Here is a 20,044-nt window from a genome sequence, read left to right on the forward strand (position 1 = left end):
TTATCCTTCCTCCTCGGAGGTGGATACAGTAGGTTCTTCTTCGGCCTTCTTTTCTTCTTCTACAAAGGCGGTAATGTTATTATCTAGAAGGATATTGTACCACTGGATAATCTTTTTAATGTCGCTGGCGTATACCCTGTCCTCATCATAGTTGGGTAGCACTTCGAAAAAATATTCTTCCAACTCGATTTTATCAGCCTTGTGGCTGATTGACGTTTTTTTACCGTCCTCTTTTTCCTGAATTTTTTGGAAAACCGTTTTTAACGGCACTTCCTCTTCCAAGGTGTAAATGGCTATTTCAGACAGCACGCTTACATTGCTTCTAATACCAACGGTGACACGTTTGCCATCCAAAAGGGATTCGCCAACAAAGCCACCTCTTGTCTGGGTCAATAATTTGTAAAGTCCTGGTTTACCTCCTATGGATAAAATCTTGTCTAATGCCATTCAAATAGTAATTTATGGGCGCAAAAATATGTATTTATCGCCAATAGCGATTTTTTTAACGTCCTTTTTTAATATTGGGAAATCTCATTTTGTAATCCACATTGGTTTTTCCTTTGGAAATCTTTTCCAATCGACTTTTTAATAGTCGCTTTTTTAAGGTTGATAATTTATCGGTGAACAATATCCCCTGAATATGGTCATATTCGTGCTGAATAACCCTTGCCAAAAGACCATTATAAGTTTCGGTATGTGGTTTAAAACCTTCATCCAAATAACTAATGGTGATTTCGGGTTTACGTTTTACATCTTCACGGATATCAGGGATACTCAAACATCCTTCGTTAAAATCCCATTCTTTTCCACTTTCTTCGTCAATTTTGGCATTTATAAATACCTTTTTAAATCCATTGAGCTGTTCTTGTTCCTCCTTGCTCAAGTCCTCATCATCTGAAAATGGAGTGGTATCCACCATAAACATGCGTATAGGAAGGCCTACTTGTGGTGCGGCCAAACCAACGCCATGGGCATTGTACATGGTCTCCCACATGTTTGTGATCAACACATCGAGTTTTGGATATTCTGGCGTAATATCCTTTGCCATTTTACGCAATACAGGATCTCCGTACGCTATTATGGGTAAAATCATAAAATCAAAATCTATTTAGGTATGCCTGCAAAATCAATGTGGCACTTATTTCATCAACTAGGGCCTTATCCCTTCTTTTCTTTTTCTTCATTCCACTGTCCAGCATAGATTGTACTGCCATTTTAGAAGTGAATCGTTCATCTTGGCGTTCCACTGGAATAGATGGAAACTTGGCTTTCAACTTATTTAAAAATCCTTTGATCAGCACTTCGGATTCAGATTCGGTATTGTCCATTTGTTTGGGCAATCCCACTACAAAAAGTTCTACTGCTTCCTTTTGGATATAATCTCCCAAATAGGACAATAAATTTTTGGTCTCTACGGTGGACAATCCTGATGCTATTAACTGGAGTTCATCCGTAACCGCTATACCAGTTCGCACCTTTCCATAATCCAAAGCCAAAATTCTAGCCAAAATATCTTTTTGGCAAAAATAACCTTAAAAATGTTATGCCCTTAAAAATGGAGCTATAATTGTGTCCCGGGGCTTATCTTTGTCAAAACTTTAAGAAAAATGACAGGATTAAGATCGCTAATTGAAAAAGCGTGGGACAATAGAGCGTTATTGGAAGATGAGAAAACCCAAGTTGCTATTCGTGAAGTAATAGACCTTATTGACCTAGGTGAATTGCGTTGTGCAGAACCAACTGAAGATGGCTGGCAAATAAACGAATGGGTGAAAAAGGCTGTGGTGCTATATTTTCCAATCCAGAAAATGGAGGTTCTTGAAGCAGGTATTTTTGAGTATCACGATAAAATTCCATTAAAGAAAGGTTACAAGGAAAAAGGTGTTCGTGTAGTTCCGCATGCTGTTGCAAGACACGGAGCCTACATCTCCAAAGGCACTATTTTAATGCCAAGTTATGTGAATATTGGTGCATACGTGGATGAAGGGAGCATGGTAGATACATGGGCTACAGTGGGTAGTTGTGCACAAATCTGTAAAAACGTACACTTAAGTGGTGGTGTAGGTATTGGAGGTGTTTTGGAACCCTTACAAGCAGCACCCGTAATTATTGAAGACAACGCGTTCATTGGCTCTAGGTGCATTGTTGTAGAAGGAGTACGTGTGGAAAAAGAAGCTGTTTTGGGTGCCAATGTGGTTTTGACCGCGTCCACTAAAATTATTGATGTAACAGGAAACAAGCCCATTGAAATAAAGGGTCGCGTACCTGCAAGGTCCGTTGTGATCCCTGGAAGTTATACCAAAAAATTTCCAGCAGGTGATTATCAGGTACCCTGTGCCTTGATTATTGGAAAACGAAAGGAAAGTACAGACAAGAAAACCTCTTTGAACAATGCGCTTCGCGATCATAGTGTAGCAGTATAAGTGTAAAAGTTCTCCTTTTTTAGTCGAGAAGTCCGTACAAATAAAATTTATAGGATAGGGTTGCTTTTTTTAATTAAAATGAAGCAACCCAATTGCTTTTTTGGACTCTATAATATACCAAACAAGACTAAAATTTAGAATTTTAACAAAAAGTAGGTAGGGAAATTTAATTGTTGGTTGTTGTAAGAAAAATAAACATTTAAACAATTTTTACGTTTTTTTTTTGTTATAGATTTGTAAATACCAAAACTCTACACCAATAAATTATGGCTGTATTTCATACCCCAAAGCAAAAATTATCAGCACTTATTATTACTTATAATGAAATGGGATACATTGAAAAATGTATCGATTCCGTTTCTTTTGCTGATGAAATTATCGTGGTAGATTCTTATAGCACCGATGGCACATACGAGTATCTTTTAAACCATCCAAAAGTGAAAGTGATTCAAAATCCTTTTGAGAACTTTACGGCACAAAAGTCTTTTACGTTAAAACAATCCTCCAATGATTGGGTGCTTTTTGTAGATGCAGATGAAGTGGTTACCAAAAGCCTCCAAGAAGAAATTATTGAGACTATAAACAGCCCAAATGCCCATGAAGCATATTGGTTTTATAGAAGATTTATGTTTCAAAATAAACCACTAAATTATAGTGGTTGGCAAACCGATAAAAATCACAGGCTTTTTAGAAAAAGTAAAGCACATTTTACAGACAGGAAAATTGTGCACGAAACCTTGGTTGTCGATGGCAAGTCAGGAATCCTTCAAGAGAAACTCATTCATTTTTGCTATAAAGATTATGAGGACTACAAAGGGAAAATGCTCAAGTATGGTCAGTTAAAAGCCAAAGAGGACTTTTATAAAGAAAAGTACTTTAATTACGTTTTGATGACGGTAAAACCATTCTGGAAATTCTTTAACCACTATTTTATCCGTCTTGGCTTTTTGGATGGTAAAAAAGGTTGGGTCATTTGCTACCTTAACGCTCTTGGTGTATTGGAGAGATTCAGAGAATTGAAGAGATTGGAAAAAAAGAATGAGCTCGCTTACTATTTGGTAATGCCATAGTGTGTCCACACGGACTTACTAGATTTTGTATCCTTCCGAATCGCTTGGTTTTTAGCAATGGACTCTGGTGTTTTATACCCCCGTTTATGATCTAAATGCACACAAACCGCACTGTATCGCAGTTGTTTAGATTTTATACCGAAATTAAATAATCGTTCGCCCAATTCACGATCCTGCCCACCGTATTGCATTCGTTCATCAAACCCATTTATATTTAATATATCCTTTTTCCACCCAGAGGAATTATGCCCGTTCCAACTGGCATTAGTCGGAGTAAACGTATTCAATAATTTAGACACAAGCCCGTTAGCTGTGAGCTTATTGTTTTTAAACGTTTTTGGGACTCCTTTCTCCTTTAGCCAATGGATATTAAAACAGTGTTGTTTTTCAATATCTTTTAAAGAAATCAATTTTGAAATGTTCATAGGAAGCATGTAATATCCTCCAGAAATAAAAAAGCCTGGCTCCTTATTAATATAGTGAACCTCAACAAAATCTTCCCTGGGAATGCAATCGCCATCCGTCATTATAATATACTCGGCATTACATGCCTCAACAGCTTTATTTAAAATTCTCGATTTTTGGAATCCATCGTCCTCTTGCCAAACATGGATAATGTTGTAAAAGACCTCTTTGGACATCTCCTCCAATAATTCTCTGGTTTTAGGTCCAGAACCATCGTCAGCAATGACCACTTCAAAGTCCTTGAAAATTTGACAATTAAATCCCCATAACACCTTTTTTAGCCACTCCTCGGCATTATAGGTACTTACAATTACTGATATTCTAGGTGATTCCATTTCTGTTTGGCTCATCTTGGCAAAAAGAGTATAGTCTTAATGTATATCTTTGTTATTGAACAAATTTAGCTTAAATGTTAAGAAAAGTAGTACTTGGACTTATCAAAAAAATGAAGTTTTTACCCGAAGACATTTTCATGAAAGCCTATTATGAATATTACACGGGCAAAAAGCTAAATTTGGAAAACCCAGTAGATTTCAATCAAAAAATACAATGGTACAAACTATATTACCGACCTAAAATTTTAAGTCAGTTGGTAGATAAGTATGAGGTAAGAGACTATGTTAAGGAAAAAGTTGGCGAGCAATATCTCAATGAATTGATTGGAGTTTACAACCGTCCCAACATGATCAACTTCAGTGAACTTCCCAATAAATTTGTTCTTAAAGCTACCCACGGATATCATTTCAATATTTTGGTAAATGATAAATCTCAATTAAACCTGACCAAGACTAAGCTACTATTGTACAAGTGGTTATCTAAAAATCAATATAAACGTGGCGGTTTAGAATGGGCTTATAAATATGCAAAGCCTCGATTAATAGTTGAAAAATATCTAGAGGAAATTGGAAAAGAAGATATTAACGATTATAAATTTTTTTGTTTTGATGGTGAGCCAAAACTGCTACACGTAGATATTGATCGGGGAACGGAGCACTCTAGAGCATACTACGACATGGACTGGAACAAATTACCAGTTTATCAAGAAAGATTCGGTTGTATTGAAGGGGAAGTAGAGCAGCCTGAGAATTTCCAAGAAATGATAGCGGTTGTAAAAAAATTAGCCGAAGGCTTTCCCTTTGTGCGAGTTGATCTTTATAATTTAAATAAAACCATCATCTTTGGAGAAATGACATTTTACCCTGCCGATGGTAGAATGGAATTTATCCCAGAGGAGTATAATAAAATCATTGGCGACTATTTTACTATTCCCAGCATCCCAGACGGACAAAAATATATTACAACGTATCCATAGTTTGATTGATTTTTATGAAAATTGAAAAGAAACCACCTTTGTAAATATTACAACTTATTACTACTTCTGTTTCCCCATAATTATAAAACTAAATTAAATGAATTCCGATCAACAGCCTTTCTTACTCACACGTCTTTGGGAGTATATTCCTCACTCTTGACAACATGTAGATTGTCTATAAAAACTGTCTTCACAAAAATGAGCGCTCTAGGACTCTTCAAAGTTCTTTTAACCTAACCAGTCTAATTCTAAAAAATTAATAATCATGATCGAAGAAATCAATAATTGCTATAAAATTCTGCACGAAGGAGGCCTCATCCTCTACCCTACCGATACAGTCTGGGGCATTGGTTGCGACGCCACAAACCCGGAAGCGGTCAAAAAAGTATATGCGTTAAAAAAAAGAGAAGACTCTAGAGCACTTATCTGTTTGGTGGCCAACCAAGCTATGTTGGAACGCCACGTAAAAGAAGTGCCAGACGTAGCATACGATATTATGGACCTCGCCACAAAACCCACAACAATTGTATTTGATGAACCCACGAGCATTGCCCATAACCTTATAGCTACAGATAACACACTAGCAATCAGGGTTGCTTCCGATAAATTCTGCCAGTACCTCATCAATAAATTCAGGAAACCGATCGTATCCACTTCTGCCAATATTTCTGGAAATCCAACACCCAAACAATTCAAGGATATTGACAAAGAAATTTTAAAAGGAGTGGACTATGTGGTAAATTTGCAGGACGAAAACAAAAACCCTTCTCCTTCTTCCATCATTAAATTAAGTAACGACGGAAAGGTGAAGGTTATCCGGGAGTAATAATGATGAAGGAATTCCATACAGAGGCAATAAACCACCCTATTTTTAAACTTATTGGAGAGGCCTCGGATGAGCTCGGAGTAGACGCTTATGTTATAGGTGGATTTGTTCGTGATTACTTCCTAAAAAGGAATATACCAAAGGATATCGACGTAGTAGCCATAGGCAGTGGAATAGAATTGGCTAAAAAAGTGGCATCTAAGTTAAAGGGGAAACCGGAAATTTCAGTATTCAAAAACTTTGGTACTGCCATGATCAAACACAAGGAGTTGGAACTTGAGTTTGTAGGTGCCCGAAAAGAAAGCTACAATCGCGATAGCCGAAAACCGATTGTGGAGGACGGAACCTTGGAAGATGACCAAAATCGACGGGATTTCACCATAAATGCCATGGCCTTGTCTTTAAACAGCGGAGATTTTGGAAAACTACTGGATCCCTTTGACGGATTGACGGATTTAGATAAACAGATTATAAGGACTCCTTTAGAGCCTGGAATCACTTATTCGGACGACCCCTTGCGGATGATGCGCGCCATTCGCTTTGCCACGCAATTGAATTTCACCATCGAGCTGAAGTCTCTTCAAGCAATTACCGAGAACAAAGACCGCATCAAAATTGTATCTAAAGAACGTATTGTAGACGAACTCCATAAAATCCTATTGAGTTCCAAACCATCCGTTGGTCTAAAGTTAATGCACCAAACAGGGCTACTTCCATTGATCTTACCGGAGCTAACTGCTCTCCAGGGCATTGAAGAAAAAGAGGGCCAACGCCATAAAGACAATTTTTGGCACACCTTGGAAGTGGTAGATAATATTGCGGAAAACACCGATAACCTTTGGTTACGTTGGGCAGCACTATTACATGATATAGGCAAAGCCCCTACAAAAAAATTCCATAAAAAAAATGGCTGGACTTTCCATGCCCATGAATTTGTAGGCGCTAAAATGGTTTATAGATTGTTCAAAAGACTTCGAATGCCACTGAACGAAAAAATGAAATTCGTTCAAAAAATGGTTTTGATGAGCTCTCGTCCCATCATCCTGTCCGAAGATCACGTAACCGATTCAGCGGTGAGACGATTGGTGTTTGATGCAGGTGATTTTGTGGAAGACCTTATGACCCTCTGTGAGGCAGACATCACCACAAAAAACCCTCGAAAGCAAAGAAAATACAAGAATAATTTCAAGATAGTCAGACAAAAAATAGTAGAGGTTGAAGAAAGGGACCACGTCCGAAACTTTCAACCTCCTGTTTCCGGAGAGCAAATCATGACAACCTTCAACCTTAAACCCTCCAAAGAAATAGGAATTATTAAAGACGCGATCAAAGAAGCTATTTTGGAAGGTGAAATCCCAAACGAATATGAAGCTGCCTACAATTTTATGTTGGAAAAAGGCAGAAAAATGAATTTAAAAGTCCATTCCGAATGAAAAAGAACAAATATGTTGTCTATTGGTTACTGACAGGGTGTATGCTTATTTTTATAATGGTTTTGGTAGGTGGAATAACCCGTCTTACACATTCAGGACTTTCCATATCCGACTATAAATTGATTCATGGTACCATTCCACCGATGAACGAACAGGAGTGGCAAGAAGCTTTTGATCTGTACAAACAATACCCCGAATACCAAAAGCTGAACTATCATTTTGGAATCGAAGAATTCAAGGATATTTATTTTTGGGAATGGTTACATAGGGTAATCGGTAGGTTTATTGGTATCGTGTTCATTATCCCTTTTCTTTACTTTTTGGCCACAAAAAAACTGGACAAGCCTACGATAAAGAAAAGTTTGATCTTACTTTTTATGGGTGGGTTTCAAGGCTTTTTAGGATGGTATATGGTGAAAAGTGGACTAGTGGACCAACCGGATGTGTCCCACTATCGGTTGGCCGCCCATTTAACAACCGCATTCATCACCTTTGCGTATAGTATGTGGGTTGCGCTGGACCTTATTTACCCCAACAAAAAAGAAATACATAAAAAAACACGTAACCTTATTAGAGCAGGACTAGTTGTGCTATTACTGCAAATAATTTGGGGCGCTTTCGTGGCAGGTCTGGATGCAGGTTTTATCCATAATCACTGGCCATTGATGAATGAAGGAAAACTAATTCATCAAACCGTATATATAGAACAGCAACCATTAATCAAAAACTTTTATGAAGGTAAAAGCGGGGTACAGTTCATACATAGATATTTGGCTTATATCGTTGTTGGTTTTATTGTATTCATTTGGTACAAAACCAGAAAATTACAAACCACAAGGCTACAGGAGAAAGGTTTGCTTTCTTTGTTAGCACTTGTTTTTGTGCAATTTCTTTTAGGGGTGCTCACACTTATTTACGCCGTGCCACTGTGGTTGGGAATCGTGCATCAAATAGGTGCCTTTTTTCTATTGGCAGCCATGACGTTTACCTTGCACAGGTTCACCAAATAAGGTCTAATTATTGTACCTTTGTGCCCACTCTAAAATTTGATGGATGATTTATAAAATCAGGATAATACTTGATGCTGAGGATGATATTTTTCGTGATATTGAAATTGAAGACCAAAGTAATTTGGAAGATTTTCACAACGCCATAACCCAAGCTTTTGGTTTTGAAGGAAGTGAAATGGCTTCTTTTTACACTTGTGATGAAGAATGGAACCAAGATGAGGAAATAGCTCTTTTTGATATGAGTGAGAACGGTTCCGATGTACGGTTGATGAACGAAACTTCGTTAGATGACGTAATGAACGAGAAGAATCCTAAGCTGATTTATGTTTACGACTTTCTTAGCATGTGGACCTTTTTTGTGGAACTTGCCGATATAGTTGATAAAGAAGATGGAAAGACATATCCTAGTATATTGTTCACTTTTGGAGAACTACCTGATGCTCCACCAGAAAAAAAGTTTGAAGCAAAACCCGATGATGATGAGGGTGATTTTGATGACCTCCTAGATCGATACGACGATATGGACTTTGATGAAAACTGGAATTAAATCCTTTCTTGACCTTATTAAATTATAATTGTTAATCTGCTACCTGATCATGCTAAACCTATATTCCGCCCAAATTGAAAGTATATCCCTGCACCGCGTTGGCAATAAAAGCAAAAACGAATCTGCTTTTTTGTCCGCAGAGCCTGTTACGCTCAACGATGAAATGGCAGGCCTTTTAAAAGAGTACTTTTTCAAACCATTCAGAGAGAAGGAAGAAAACTATTTTAAGTTTGACCATGAGGTAGATTTGGAGTTCAATAAGGTATTTACCACGGTCACTAGAATTTTCGAAAACCCATCGGATAATCATGTCCTTTCCAAAAAAATAACCTCGCATCTTTTTGAACAATCCAACCATCCACACATTAAAAGTGGTGAGGTGTATGTAGTTCATTTTTCGGATATGGTCATCAACAATCAAAAAACGGAGGCCGTAGGGATTTTCAAAAGTGAATTGAAACATGATTTTCTTCAATTTGAAGAAAAAGAGCAAAATTTGGAGATTTTAATCCGACAGGGGATTAATATCAACAAGTTGGACAAGGGTTGTATCGTTTTCAATGTAGACAAAGAAGAGGGCTACAAGGTGTTATCTGTGGATAGCAACAGATACGATGCAAAATATTGGTTAGAAAACTTTTTGGGAGTTGCCCCGTTGACCGATGAAAACTTCTACACCAAAAATTATTTGAAATTTTGCCAGAACTTTGCTAAAGACGTGGTTTTGCCTGCCGAAGACAAACAACAGGAAGTAATGTTCATGAACCGCGCGGTGAACCATTTTGCCAAAAACGACAACTTTGAGGAGACTTCATTTTTGAACGATGTAATGGAGAACCCTGAGTTAATTCCAGAGTTTAAACACTATAAGGTAGAAAAAGGGCCGAAATACAGCATTGAGGATGTTTCCAATTTCGATATCGCCAACAAAGCCGTTAGCGATGCTCGAAGAAAGATTAAGAACGTTATCAACCTTGATACGAACATTCAAATTAAAATGGATTTCATCAACCCTGAATCCGCGGAAAAGTTTGTGGAAAAAGGTTGGGACGAAGAAAAACAGATGTATTATTATCTGGTGTATTTCAACAAAGAACAGAAGAGCTAAAACTTCTTTTCAATAATCTGTTTCATACTCACATCCTCATAGTTACGCTTTACAAAATCAAGAGCATACGTCATTATTTCCCCCATGTTTTTGCTGTCTCTAAAATTGATGTCACCCGTAAGCTCCTGCAATTGGGTTTTTAGCAGTTCAATATTCTCAGGTGGTGCAATGGAATCTTCTTTGCATACATCCAAAAGTCGTTTTAGTCTCCGTCCCCAACTCAATATCCGCTTTGCAATAATGGAGCGCTCCTCTACTATATATTGATTGACGGAGTCTATGGTCAATTTGCTTTGTACCAAATCCACCATGGTTTTGTTTTCCTTAAAAAATTGAGGGCGGTACACCTTTATTTTACCCTCATAGCATTGCTGATCAAAATCGATGGCCCTTATCTTATAAACTACGCTATCAAAATCATGCGTAGGCACAATAACATAGTTATAGGAACGCATATCGCCCAAGAGCCGAATCATGCATCTTTCATTAAACTTTACAAATTCCTTGGCTATTTGTGCTTTATCAAACTCTGAACATTCGGACAGGTTTTTTTTTATAAAAACATCGCCTGGGATGCCAACAATGTGCTCTTCAATAAGGGTATTCTGGTAAATAATAAAATTTAGGTTGTACGGGGATAACATATGCTCCAGTTCCAATCCATAAACCCGAGATGCATCAGTCTTTTTTATATAAAACAAGGTGTAATTATCATTCAATATATTTCTAACCTTGACCCTAAAGGGTTTTGAGTTTCCAAATGTGCAATAGTCCACATAATCCACATTTAAATATGGAAAAATGGAATCACTTCCATCAGAAACAAAGCTTGAATACACGCGCTTTAAAGCAAGGTCAATTTCATCCCGGTCGAACTCTGGATAAAACACCCTTACCCAAAGGGTATCTTCATCATTGGCATCATAAACCGCCACGCTGCCAGAAAATCGGAGGAGGTCTTCATAATGGATGGGGATTTCTATTTTTCGGTTGTAATATTCCAGGTATTCATCCAATTTCTTAGTAATTGGATAAGCGGGCTTTTTTTTCGACATCAATTTTTCTTCCGACATTGTATTCAATTATTTTGTAACAATTTGCGATAAACATCGTCAAGTTAGTATAAACCATTCAAAAAACGATAACATCTCTTGGAAACAATACTGACCGTAAACCATCTTACGAAAAAATTTGGTTACCTCACCGCCGTTAAAGACCTTTCCTTTACAATTGAAAAAGGAAACGTCTATGGTATTTTGGGACCTAACGGCAGTGGCAAGTCCACTACCCTAGGTATTATTTTGAACGTTGTTAACGAAACTTCTGGGAATTTTAGTTGGTTCGATGGCAACACATCTACCCATGACGCCCTCAAAAAAGTTGGAGCCATAATTGAGCGCCCTAATTTTTATCCATACATGAACGCCATCCAAAATTTAAGGTTGGTCTGTAAGATCAAGGATGTTCCGGAAACCAAGATTCAAGAGAAACTCGAGTTAGTTGGGTTATGGGATCGCCGTAACAGTAAGTTCAAAACCTACTCCTTGGGTATGAAACAGCGAATGGCCATTGCCTCTGCTTTATTGAATGACCCAGAAATATTGATTTTGGACGAGCCAACCAACGGCTTAGACCCACAAGGGATTCATCAAATACGTGAAATTATTATAAAAATAGCAAACCAAGGCACTACCATTTTATTGGCATCCCACTTGCTGGACGAGGTTGAAAAGGTATGTTCCCATGTTATCATTCTACGAAAAGGCGAGAACTTATATTCCGGGCCAGTGGACAGTATGTTGGCAAGCCACGGTTTTTTTGAATTGAGGGCCCAGAATATTGACTTGCTTCAAGAATTGCTGGAAAAAAATGCCAGTTTTGGCAAAGTGGAAAACTTCAACGGAACCCTCACGGCCTATCTCAAGGAGGAAATGGATGCAGAAAGTTTGAACAAAATGCTGTTTGATAAAGGAATAGTATTATCCCATCTCGTAAAACGAAAAGAGAGTCTTGAAGAACAATTTTTAACCTTGACCAAAAACAACTAATCAAAAAACGAATGTTACGTCTCTTACAAATAGAATTTATAAAACTTTGGAACAACAGGGCCAGTAAGGTGCTAATTATCTCCTACTTTGTGCTTTTGACCTCAATAGCGCTCATCGCTGCCATAAAATTTGATATTGGGCCGGTACAATTCCACTTGGCCGACCAGGGCATTTTTAATTTTCCATACATCTGGCACTTTAACACTTTTGTTACAGCGTTGTTCAAACTCTTTTTGGCCATCGTGATCGTTTCCATGATGTCCAACGAGTACAGTAACAAGACCATAAAACAAAATCTTATCGATGGGCTGTCCAAAAAGGAATTTATCCTTTCTAAAGTGCTCACGGTTATTTCGTTTGCCCTAATATCCACTATTTTCGTTTTTGTAGTTTCTTTGGTTCTAGGAATTGCCTATTCGGATTACAATGAAGTGTCCATCATATTTTCCGATATGGAGTTTCTACCAGCATTCTTCTTTAAATTGGTCGGGTTTTTCTCTTTTTGTCTCTTTTTGGGGATTTTGGTAAAACGTTCTGCCTTTGCCCTTGGTTTCCTTATTTTATGGACGATATTGGAACAGGTTCTATTTGGATTATTGGGTTGGAAAGTTATGAGCTGGGAAGCTGCCAAAAATGTTAAACGCTTTTTTCCTTTGGAATCGATGTCTAATCTCATTAAAGAACCGTTCACCAGACTATCTGCCGTACAGAACATAGGACAACAAATTGGAGAGAGCATGAAGTTCGATTACCATGTGTATTGGTATGAGTTTCTGATCGTTATTATTTGGACGGCTATTTTTATCTATCTATCCTATGCTTTATTAAAAAAACGTGATTTGTAGTATCCATTGTTGAGAATATCCTGAGCTTTGTTTCTATATAGCGTCTACCTTTAGTATTTTTATCGAATGAAATTTCAGGTAGTTTCAGATTTTAAACCTACGGGCGATCAACCTCAGGCCATAAAGCAATTAGTGGAGGGCATCGAAGGTAAAACGCCGCACCAAACTTTATTGGGAGTAACGGGTTCTGGGAAAACATTTACCGTGGCCAATGTAGTGGAATCAGTACAACGTCCAACATTGGTGTTGGCCCACAATAAGACTTTAGCAGCGCAACTGTATTCTGAGTTCAAACAGTTTTTTCCAAACAACGCAGTGGAGTATTTTGTATCCTACTACGATTATTATCAGCCCGAGGCCTATATCCCAACAAGCGGACTTTACATTGAAAAAGACCTATCCATCAACGAGGACATTGAGAAACTTCGTTTGAGCGCCACTTCTTCCCTCCTGTCCGGAAGACGCGATGTGCTGGTTGTAGCTTCCGTTTCTTGTCTGTACGGCATTGGAAACCCTGTTGAGTTTCAAAAAAACGTGATCACCATTCACCGGGATCAAGTCATCTCAAGAACCAAATTTTTAAAGCAATTGGTACAGAGCTTGTACGCCCGTACCACCGCAGATTTCCGAAACGGAAACTTTAGGGTGAAGGGTGATGTAGTGGATGTTTTCCCTGGATATGCGGACCATGCTTTCCGTATTCATTTTTTTGGGGATGAAATTGAAGAAATAGAGGCATTGGACCCCTACAACAACAAGGTGATTGAAGTTTACGACAGCTTGAACATCTATCCTGCAAACATGTTTGTTACCTCTCCGGACGTATTGCAAAATGCAATTAAGGATATACAGGACGATCTAGTGAAGCAAATAGAATATTTCAAGGAAATTGGCCGCCCACTTGAAGCAAAACGCTTGGAAGAACGCACCAATTTTGATTTGGAAATGATTCGAGAACTGGGCTATTGTTCAGGCATCGAGAATTATTCAAGGTATTTGGATGGTAGAAAACCAGGAACTAGGCCCTTTTGTCTGCTAGATTATTTTCCAGATGATTATTTGATGGTGATAGATGAAAGTCACGTTACCATTCCCCAAGTACACGCCATGTATGGTGGTGACCGCTCTAGAAAAGAAAACTTAGTGGAATATGGTTTTCGTTTACCCGCTGCAATGGACAATCGCCCATTAAAATTTGAAGAGTTTGAAGCACTCCAAAATCAGGTGCTTTATGTAAGTGCCACCCCTGCCGATTATGAATTAGAGTTGAGCGAAGGTGTGTATGTAGAACAGATCATACGTCCGACCGGGCTATTGGACCCTGTAATCGAAGTAAAGCCCAGCGCAAACCAAATTGATGATCTTGTAGAAGAAATTCAACAGCGCGTAGAACTGGACGAGCGAACCTTGGTGACTACACTTACCAAACGTATGGCAGAAGAACTCACCAAATACCTAACCCGAATTGATATTCGTTGCCGTTATATTCATAGTGATGTGGACACATTGGAACGGGTGGAGATTATGCAGGATTTGCGCAAAGGCCTATTTGATGTTCTCATCGGGGTCAACCTGTTAAGGGAAGGCTTGGATTTACCCGAGGTTTCACTGGTGGCCATTTTAGATGCAGACAAGGAAGGATTTTTGCGTAGTAACCGATCTTTGACCCAAACAGTGGGCCGTGCAGCTCGAAATCTAAATGGAAAGGCTATTATGTACGCGGATAAGATTACGGATAGTATGCAAAAGACAATCGACGAGACCAATTATAGAAGGGACAAACAAATGTCTTACAACAAAGAAAACAATATTACCCCCACAGCTCTGAACAAAAGCTTAGATAGTGCACTGGCTAAAAATTCTGTTTCTACATACCATTTTCAAAAAGAAGAATTACGTGCTGCAGAACCAGACCTTGAATATCTTACACAAAATCAAAAAGAAAAAATGATCAGGGACAAAAGAAAAGCTATGGAAAAAGCGGCCAAAGAACTCAATTTTATGGAAGCTGCCAAACTAAGGGACGAAATAAAAATGCTACAAGAAAAAGAATAAACAAAAACGCGCTCCGGTAAATACTGGAGCGCGCCTCAAACTAACCAACTAATCCAACCATCATGAAACACCTAAAGTTGGTGTTCTAATATCTTATCCTATCTCTATTAATCGTTTTGGGTTTGGCAATGCCTCTTGCTTTTTGGGCAATTTCAATGTCAATATTCCATCTTCGTATTTGGCATCAATTTTAGATCCGTCTACGGTTTCTGGCAATGTAAAAGCTCTTTTAAATGAAGTAAATGAAAACTCTTTTCTAGTGTAGTTATCACTTTTTTCTTCATTTTCAGTTTCCACTTCACTGGAGATGGTCAATACATCATTATCAACTTCCACAGTAAAATCATCTTTTTTCATCCCTGGAACAGCAAGTTCCAATTCAAAAGCATCAGTGTTATCCTTAATGTTGACAGCAGGGACAGAAGCATTCCACTTTTCTGTGCCACCGAACCAATCAGGACCCATAAAATCGTTCATCAAGGATGGAAAAAACAGGTTATTTCTTTTAACTATACTCATAGCGATTCAATTTTAGTTAAACATTTAAATCACCCTGTATAAGTCAAAACCTATACCAATACAAAAAACATGTCGTTATGACATGTTTTGAGCAGAATTAAATGTCATTTTGACATTAATTGTAGTATGCTTTGAAGATATTAATGAATACATCGGGAGGAACAATATTATCGGGGTAGCGATTCATCACCTCCAAGACTTGACTAATAGCCGCCGGGGGCAACCCCATCTTTAGACCAATATTGTAAAGTGTATGTATTTCTTTTTTATGCTGCTCATTATCAATGTTCATAAGCAAAATAAGTCGGTGAAACTGCACAATACGTTCAGCTTGTGTTTTCAATCGTACTTTAGGGGATTTTTCTTTTAACAACCCTTCAAACACAGCCTTACTTACACCCAAACTACGAGCAACTTTTAGTAAAAACCCATATTCGGAGCGCTTTAAGGTATGATCCACCCTTGCAAAGGCAATCATTTCTGAAAGAATGCTTAATTTTTCCTTATGGGTACCCATAAAATATGGTTTAGGTTTGCAATCCTAAGTAGATAACTCCATAACAACGGGTTTTAGTGCATAAAAAAGCACTGAAATTCAAGGCCTTTCCAACTAAACTCAAACAATTCCCGTTTATTACACGGTAATTCTTACTGGAATTTCATAAACTTTTCCCAGAGTCACATGCTTTAATTGCACTTTCTGGTAGTTTTAGCAGGCTTACAAAAATCATGAAAAAAAGTATTACACTTTCGCTAAGTTTAGCCTATATGGACCAGCCAAAATCGGGTCTATATTTTCTTATACCCATGAATAAATAGCACACTAACATTAATACTAAAGATAAAGTAGGTACAACAGGAAGGTCGAATTTAGTTATGATAATCCTCAATATAGAATTGTATAGCTTTGAACATTGAACAATAGAAAAGGGCAGCATTAATAAAATGCTGCCCTTTTCTCTATATTATATTAATTGAACGACTAGCCCAACACTTCTTCAACTTTATCTGCAGCTTCTTTAAATTGTACCGCAGAGTGTACTGCCAAACCAGAATTGTCGATTATTTCCTTGGCCAGTTCAGCATTGGTACCCTGCAACCTTACGATTATCGGTACTTGAATGGCATCTCCCATATTTTTGTATGCATCCACAACACCTTGGGCGACACGGTCACAACGAACAATACCTCCAAAAATATTGATTAGGATTGCTTTTACATTAGGATCTTTCAAGATTATTCTAAAAGCCTCTTCTACCCTTTTGGCATCTGCAGTTCCTCCAACATCCAAAAAGTTTGCTGGTTCACCTCCGGCCATTTTTATCAGGTCCATAGTAGCCATAGCCAAACCTGCTCCGTTAACCATGCAGCCTACATTACCGTCCAAGTCTACATAGTTCAAACCAACCTCGCGCGCCTCTACCTCTATTGGGTTTTCTTCACGTAAATCACGCATTTCTGCATAGGCCTTTCTTCTATATAATGCATTGTCGTCTATAGTAACTTTGGCATCAACGGCCATTATTTTATCATCGGAAGTCTTCAAGACCGGGTTGATTTCAAAAAGACTGGAATCACTCTCTACGTAAGCCTTATATAAAGACATAACGAATTTCACCATTTCTTTGAACGAAGTACCTGACAAACCTAGGTTAAAAGCAATTCTTCTTGCTTGAAAAGGCAAAAGCCCCAATCCTGGGTCAACCTCTTCGGTAAAAATCAAATGTGGTGTTTTTTCAGCAACTTCTTCAATATCCATACCTCCCTCGGTAGAATACATTATCATGTTTTTACCTGTTCCCCTGTTTAGTAGAACAGACATATAGAACTCACTGGTTTCACTATCACCGGGATAGTATACATCTTCAGCAACCAAAATTTGGTGCACTTTCTTTCCCTCAGCAGATGTTTGTGGAGTAACAAGGTTCATCCCTATAATGCTACTTGCCAGCTCTTCTACTTCCTTCAAGTTCTTGGCCAGCTTAACTCCACCGCCCTTACCACGACCACCTGCATGTACCTGAGCTTTGATTACATGCCATCCGGTCCCTGTTTCTTGAGTAAGTTGTTTTGCAGCATCTACAGCTTCCTTAGCGTTGTGAGCTACTATGCCTCGCTGGATTCTAACGCCAAAACTGGCTAAAATCTCTTTTCCTTGATATTCGTGAAGATTCATCTGTGAATTTACTTTTGTTTGCTGACAAAAATAGAAAACGCCACGGACAAATTGAAGATGTTAAATGAATAATTACTGATTATGTACGAATTAAATCCTGTTTTTTGGAAGTTCGATACCTTATAACTTGAAATCTTGAAAATCCAAAGGATCAAAATTCTTAAAATGTCCGTTCATTTCAATGACTCCCTTGGTTCGGTTTACCTCGGTCAAAATACTTGTGGTTGCCTCTAAATGATTTTTTATAAAATGTAACCGATCTGTTTCACGAGTCATGAGCAGCAACTCATATTCTTGTTCAAATGAAAGCCCCATTTTATGGGCAAGTGAATAACTATTGAAATGCTTTGGAGATGTTTTGGTAAAAGGTACATCCATAATATCGTACAATGCTTCCACTTTTTGAAGCACTTGTTTTCTTAAACCATCATCGGCGTCGTTCTCCATCTCCAAAAACTCAACTTCCCCTCCCGCATACAACTTACCATCCAGCTGTTTTTGAAAACGCACCACCCTAAAGACCTGCCGAGCCACACAAACCACATCCATCTCTCCCGATTCATAACTATTTACCACTTCTACAAGTTGTACCTCAGTTCCGTAGGACATGGTATCATTGATATAAACCGGTATACCAAATGTAAGTGCTTCTTTTCTACAATCGTTAATCAATTGCTTATACCGATCTTCAAAAATATGCAGTGGTACGGTCTCACCAGGAAAAAAAACAGATTGTAGTGGAAATAGAGGTAGCTTCATTATTACAATTTGTTTAAAAATACGAACCAAAAACAAAAGGGACAATACTTCATCATTTATTTGTTACAAATCAAACAACTTGTTATATTTTGATGAATTTATTCAGATTACTTGTGTTTATTGGTGACAAAACCTAGTTTTGCTCAAAAAATTTGTTTCCCATGAACTCCAAAAATCTACTTCAATTAACAGAACAATTTGGCGCTCCACTATATGTATATGATGCCGATAAAATCACATCACAATACAAAAAGTTAACCAATGCGTTCAAAGGTGTTCCAAATCTTAAGTTGAATTATGCGGCCAAAGCATTGTCCAATATTAGTATCCTAAGGTTGTTTAACAGTTTGGGCAGCGGGTTGGATACCGTGTCCATCCAAGAAGTGAAGCTTGGTCTTTTAGCAGGTTTTAAGCCAGAATCCATTATTTTCACACCGAATGGGGTTTCTTTGGAAGAAATTGAAGAAGCTGCTGCACTTGGGGTACAAGTGAATATTGATAATCTTTCCATTTTGGAGCAGTTTGGTAGCAAGCATCCCGATATACCTGTATGTATCCGAATTAATCCACATGTGATGGCTGGGGGAAACTCCAATATCTCTGTGGGACATATCGACTCCAAGTTTGGCATAAGCGTTCATCAAATCCCACATTTATTGCGTATTGTGGACTTGACCAATATGAACATCAATGGAATACACATGCACACGGGAAGCGATATTTTAGATATTGATGTTTTCCTGTACGCTTCCGAAATACTATTTGAAACAGCAAAAAATTTCAAAGACCTGGAATTCATCGATTTTGGAAGCGGGTTTAAAGTGCCTTATAAAGAAGGTGATATCCAGACCAACGTGGACGAATTGGGAAAAAAATTAACCAAAAGATTCAACGAGTTCTGCAAAGAATATGGAAAAAAATTGACACTTGCGTTTGAGCCCGGTAAATTTTTGGTAAGTGAAGCTGGTTGCTTTTTAGCAAAAGTTAATGTGGTAAAACAGACTACATCCACTGTTTTTGCTAGTATCGATTCAGGATTCAACCATTTGATAAGACCAATGTTGTACGGATCCAACCATCAAATTGAAAACTTATCCAATCCAAAAGGTAAAGAGCGTTATTATTCAGTTGTTGGCTACATCTGTGAAACAGATACATTTGGAAGCAATCGCAGAATCAACGAAATATCTGAAGGTGACATACTATGCTTTAAAAATGCGGGTGCCTATTGTTTTACCATGGCCAGCAATTATAACTCCAGGTATCGCCCTGCCGAGGTACTTTGGCACCAAGGAAAGGCTCATTTAATAAGAAAAAGGGAAACTTTTGATGATATCCTACACAATCAGATAGATGTCAAAGAACTTTTTAAAACCTGTGAAAAACAGATTGCAGAGTAACGGTAAAACCACACCTGATTGTTAAAACACATACTTTTTTGATACAAT

General features: G+C 38.0%; 21 protein-coding genes. 12 read left to right on the top strand and 9 right to left on the bottom strand.

Annotated features, from left to right (window positions below; all coding sequences use genetic code 11):
* Genes MWU56_RS06345 through ruvX form a run of 3 tightly spaced genes read right to left on the bottom strand, consistent with a single transcriptional unit; the run spans position 1 to position 1,508 of the window.
* Positions 1-447, bottom strand: a complete 447-nt coding sequence (locus MWU56_RS06345; protein ID WP_247043091.1) for a DUF5606 domain-containing protein — start codon at positions 445-447, stop codon at positions 1-3.
* A gap of 55 nt (positions 448-502) precedes the next feature.
* Positions 503-1,093: a peptide deformylase gene (def, locus tag MWU56_RS06350; protein ID WP_247043092.1), complete on the bottom strand. Its 591-nt coding sequence runs from the start codon at positions 1,091-1,093 to the stop codon at positions 503-505.
* Between the two features lie 4 nt (positions 1,094-1,097).
* Complete coding sequence (ruvX, locus tag MWU56_RS06355) at positions 1,098-1,508, bottom strand: Holliday junction resolvase RuvX (protein WP_247043093.1); 411 nt, start codon at positions 1,506-1,508, stop codon at positions 1,098-1,100.
* A 99-nt stretch (positions 1,509-1,607) separates the two neighbouring features.
* Here ruvX and MWU56_RS06360 point away from each other — a divergent pair, with 99 nt between their 5' ends.
* Together MWU56_RS06360 and MWU56_RS06365 are read left to right on the top strand one after the other, a co-directional pair.
* A complete protein-coding gene (locus MWU56_RS06360; RefSeq protein WP_247043094.1) occupies positions 1,608-2,423 on the top strand; it encodes a 2,3,4,5-tetrahydropyridine-2,6-dicarboxylate N-succinyltransferase in 816 nt (271 codons plus the stop codon).
* A 266-nt stretch (positions 2,424-2,689) separates the two neighbouring features.
* The gene (locus MWU56_RS06365; RefSeq protein WP_247043095.1) at positions 2,690-3,493 is read left to right on the top strand and encodes a glycosyltransferase family 2 protein; all 804 of its coding nucleotides are present in this window, start codon (positions 2,690-2,692) and stop codon (positions 3,491-3,493) included.
* Here the strand turns inward: MWU56_RS06365 and MWU56_RS06370 are convergent.
* Positions 3,475-4,308 (bottom strand): glycosyltransferase family 2 protein, encoded by an 834-nt coding sequence (locus MWU56_RS06370; RefSeq protein ID WP_247043097.1) that lies wholly within the window; start codon positions 4,306-4,308, stop codon positions 3,475-3,477. The two genes, MWU56_RS06365 and MWU56_RS06370, sit on opposite strands and share 19 nt — an antisense overlap.
* Before the next feature lie 59 nt (positions 4,309-4,367).
* Here MWU56_RS06370 and MWU56_RS06375 point away from each other — a divergent pair, with 59 nt between their 5' ends.
* The 6 genes from MWU56_RS06375 (at position 4,368) to MWU56_RS06400 (ending at position 10,194) form a co-directional block, all read left to right on the top strand.
* The gene (locus MWU56_RS06375) at positions 4,368-5,270 is read left to right on the top strand and encodes an ATP-grasp fold amidoligase family protein (protein WP_247043099.1); all 903 of its coding nucleotides are present in this window, start codon (positions 4,368-4,370) and stop codon (positions 5,268-5,270) included.
* A 265-nt stretch (positions 5,271-5,535) separates the two neighbouring features.
* A complete protein-coding gene (locus MWU56_RS06380) occupies positions 5,536-6,096 on the top strand; it encodes an L-threonylcarbamoyladenylate synthase (protein WP_247043101.1) in 561 nt (186 codons plus the stop codon).
* A 2-nt stretch (positions 6,097-6,098) separates the two neighbouring features.
* A complete protein-coding gene (locus MWU56_RS06385; RefSeq protein ID WP_247043102.1) occupies positions 6,099-7,529 on the top strand; it encodes a CCA tRNA nucleotidyltransferase in 1,431 nt (476 codons plus the stop codon).
* Complete coding sequence (locus tag MWU56_RS06390; RefSeq protein WP_247043103.1) at positions 7,526-8,539, top strand: COX15/CtaA family protein; 1,014 nt, start codon at positions 7,526-7,528, stop codon at positions 8,537-8,539. The genes MWU56_RS06385 and MWU56_RS06390 overlap by 4 nt, the downstream gene beginning before the upstream one ends.
* Positions 8,540-8,582: 43 nt before the next feature.
* Positions 8,583-9,086: a plasmid pRiA4b ORF-3 family protein gene (locus MWU56_RS06395; protein ID WP_247043104.1), complete on the top strand. Its 504-nt coding sequence runs from the start codon at positions 8,583-8,585 to the stop codon at positions 9,084-9,086.
* A gap of 49 nt (positions 9,087-9,135) precedes the next feature.
* Entirely contained in the window at positions 9,136-10,194 is a 1,059-nt protein-coding gene (locus MWU56_RS06400; RefSeq protein WP_247043105.1) for a nucleoid-associated protein, read from the top strand.
* Here the strand turns inward: MWU56_RS06400 and MWU56_RS06405 are convergent.
* Positions 10,191-11,267, bottom strand: a complete 1,077-nt coding sequence (locus MWU56_RS06405; RefSeq protein ID WP_247043106.1) for a hypothetical protein — start codon at positions 11,265-11,267, stop codon at positions 10,191-10,193. The genes MWU56_RS06400 and MWU56_RS06405 overlap by 4 nt on opposite strands.
* Positions 11,268-11,345: 78 nt before the next feature.
* Here MWU56_RS06405 and MWU56_RS06410 point away from each other — a divergent pair, with 78 nt between their 5' ends.
* From MWU56_RS06410 to uvrB, 3 genes are all read left to right on the top strand, one after another.
* On the top strand, positions 11,346-12,242 hold the full coding sequence (locus MWU56_RS06410) for an ABC transporter ATP-binding protein (protein WP_247043108.1): 897 nt from the start codon (positions 11,346-11,348) through the stop codon (positions 12,240-12,242).
* Positions 12,243-12,253: 11 nt separating this feature from the next.
* On the top strand, positions 12,254-13,087 hold the full coding sequence (locus MWU56_RS06415) for an ABC transporter permease (protein ID WP_247043109.1): 834 nt from the start codon (positions 12,254-12,256) through the stop codon (positions 13,085-13,087).
* A gap of 66 nt (positions 13,088-13,153) precedes the next feature.
* Positions 13,154-15,142: an excinuclease ABC subunit UvrB gene (gene uvrB / locus MWU56_RS06420; RefSeq protein WP_247043110.1), complete on the top strand. Its 1,989-nt coding sequence runs from the start codon at positions 13,154-13,156 to the stop codon at positions 15,140-15,142.
* 93 nt (positions 15,143-15,235) lie between these two features.
* On the opposite strand, the gene MWU56_RS06425 is transcribed toward uvrB, so the two are convergent.
* From MWU56_RS06425 to MWU56_RS06440, 4 genes are all read right to left on the bottom strand, one after another.
* Positions 15,236-15,661 carry an Hsp20/alpha crystallin family protein gene (locus tag MWU56_RS06425; protein ID WP_247043111.1) on the bottom strand — a complete coding sequence of 142 codons (426 nt, stop codon included), beginning with the start codon at positions 15,659-15,661 and terminating at the stop codon, positions 15,236-15,238.
* Positions 15,662-15,776: 115 nt separating this feature from the next.
* On the bottom strand, positions 15,777-16,178 hold the full coding sequence (locus MWU56_RS06430; protein WP_247043112.1) for a TerB family tellurite resistance protein: 402 nt from the start codon (positions 16,176-16,178) through the stop codon (positions 15,777-15,779).
* A 465-nt stretch (positions 16,179-16,643) separates the two neighbouring features.
* Positions 16,644-17,837: an ADP-forming succinate--CoA ligase subunit beta gene (gene sucC, locus MWU56_RS06435; RefSeq protein WP_247043113.1), complete on the bottom strand. Its 1,194-nt coding sequence runs from the start codon at positions 17,835-17,837 to the stop codon at positions 16,644-16,646.
* A 120-nt stretch (positions 17,838-17,957) separates the two neighbouring features.
* Complete coding sequence (locus MWU56_RS06440; RefSeq protein WP_247043114.1) at positions 17,958-18,596, bottom strand: LON peptidase substrate-binding domain-containing protein; 639 nt, start codon at positions 18,594-18,596, stop codon at positions 17,958-17,960.
* A 161-nt stretch (positions 18,597-18,757) separates the two neighbouring features.
* Here MWU56_RS06440 and lysA point away from each other — a divergent pair, with 161 nt between their 5' ends.
* The gene (lysA, locus tag MWU56_RS06445) at positions 18,758-19,996 is read left to right on the top strand and encodes a diaminopimelate decarboxylase (protein ID WP_247043116.1); all 1,239 of its coding nucleotides are present in this window, start codon (positions 18,758-18,760) and stop codon (positions 19,994-19,996) included.
* The last annotated feature ends 48 nt before the right edge of the window (positions 19,997-20,044 follow it).

The sequence above is a fragment of the Allomuricauda sp. F6463D genome (assembly GCF_023015965.1).
Lineage (GTDB): Bacteria > Bacteroidota > Bacteroidia > Flavobacteriales > Flavobacteriaceae > Flagellimonas.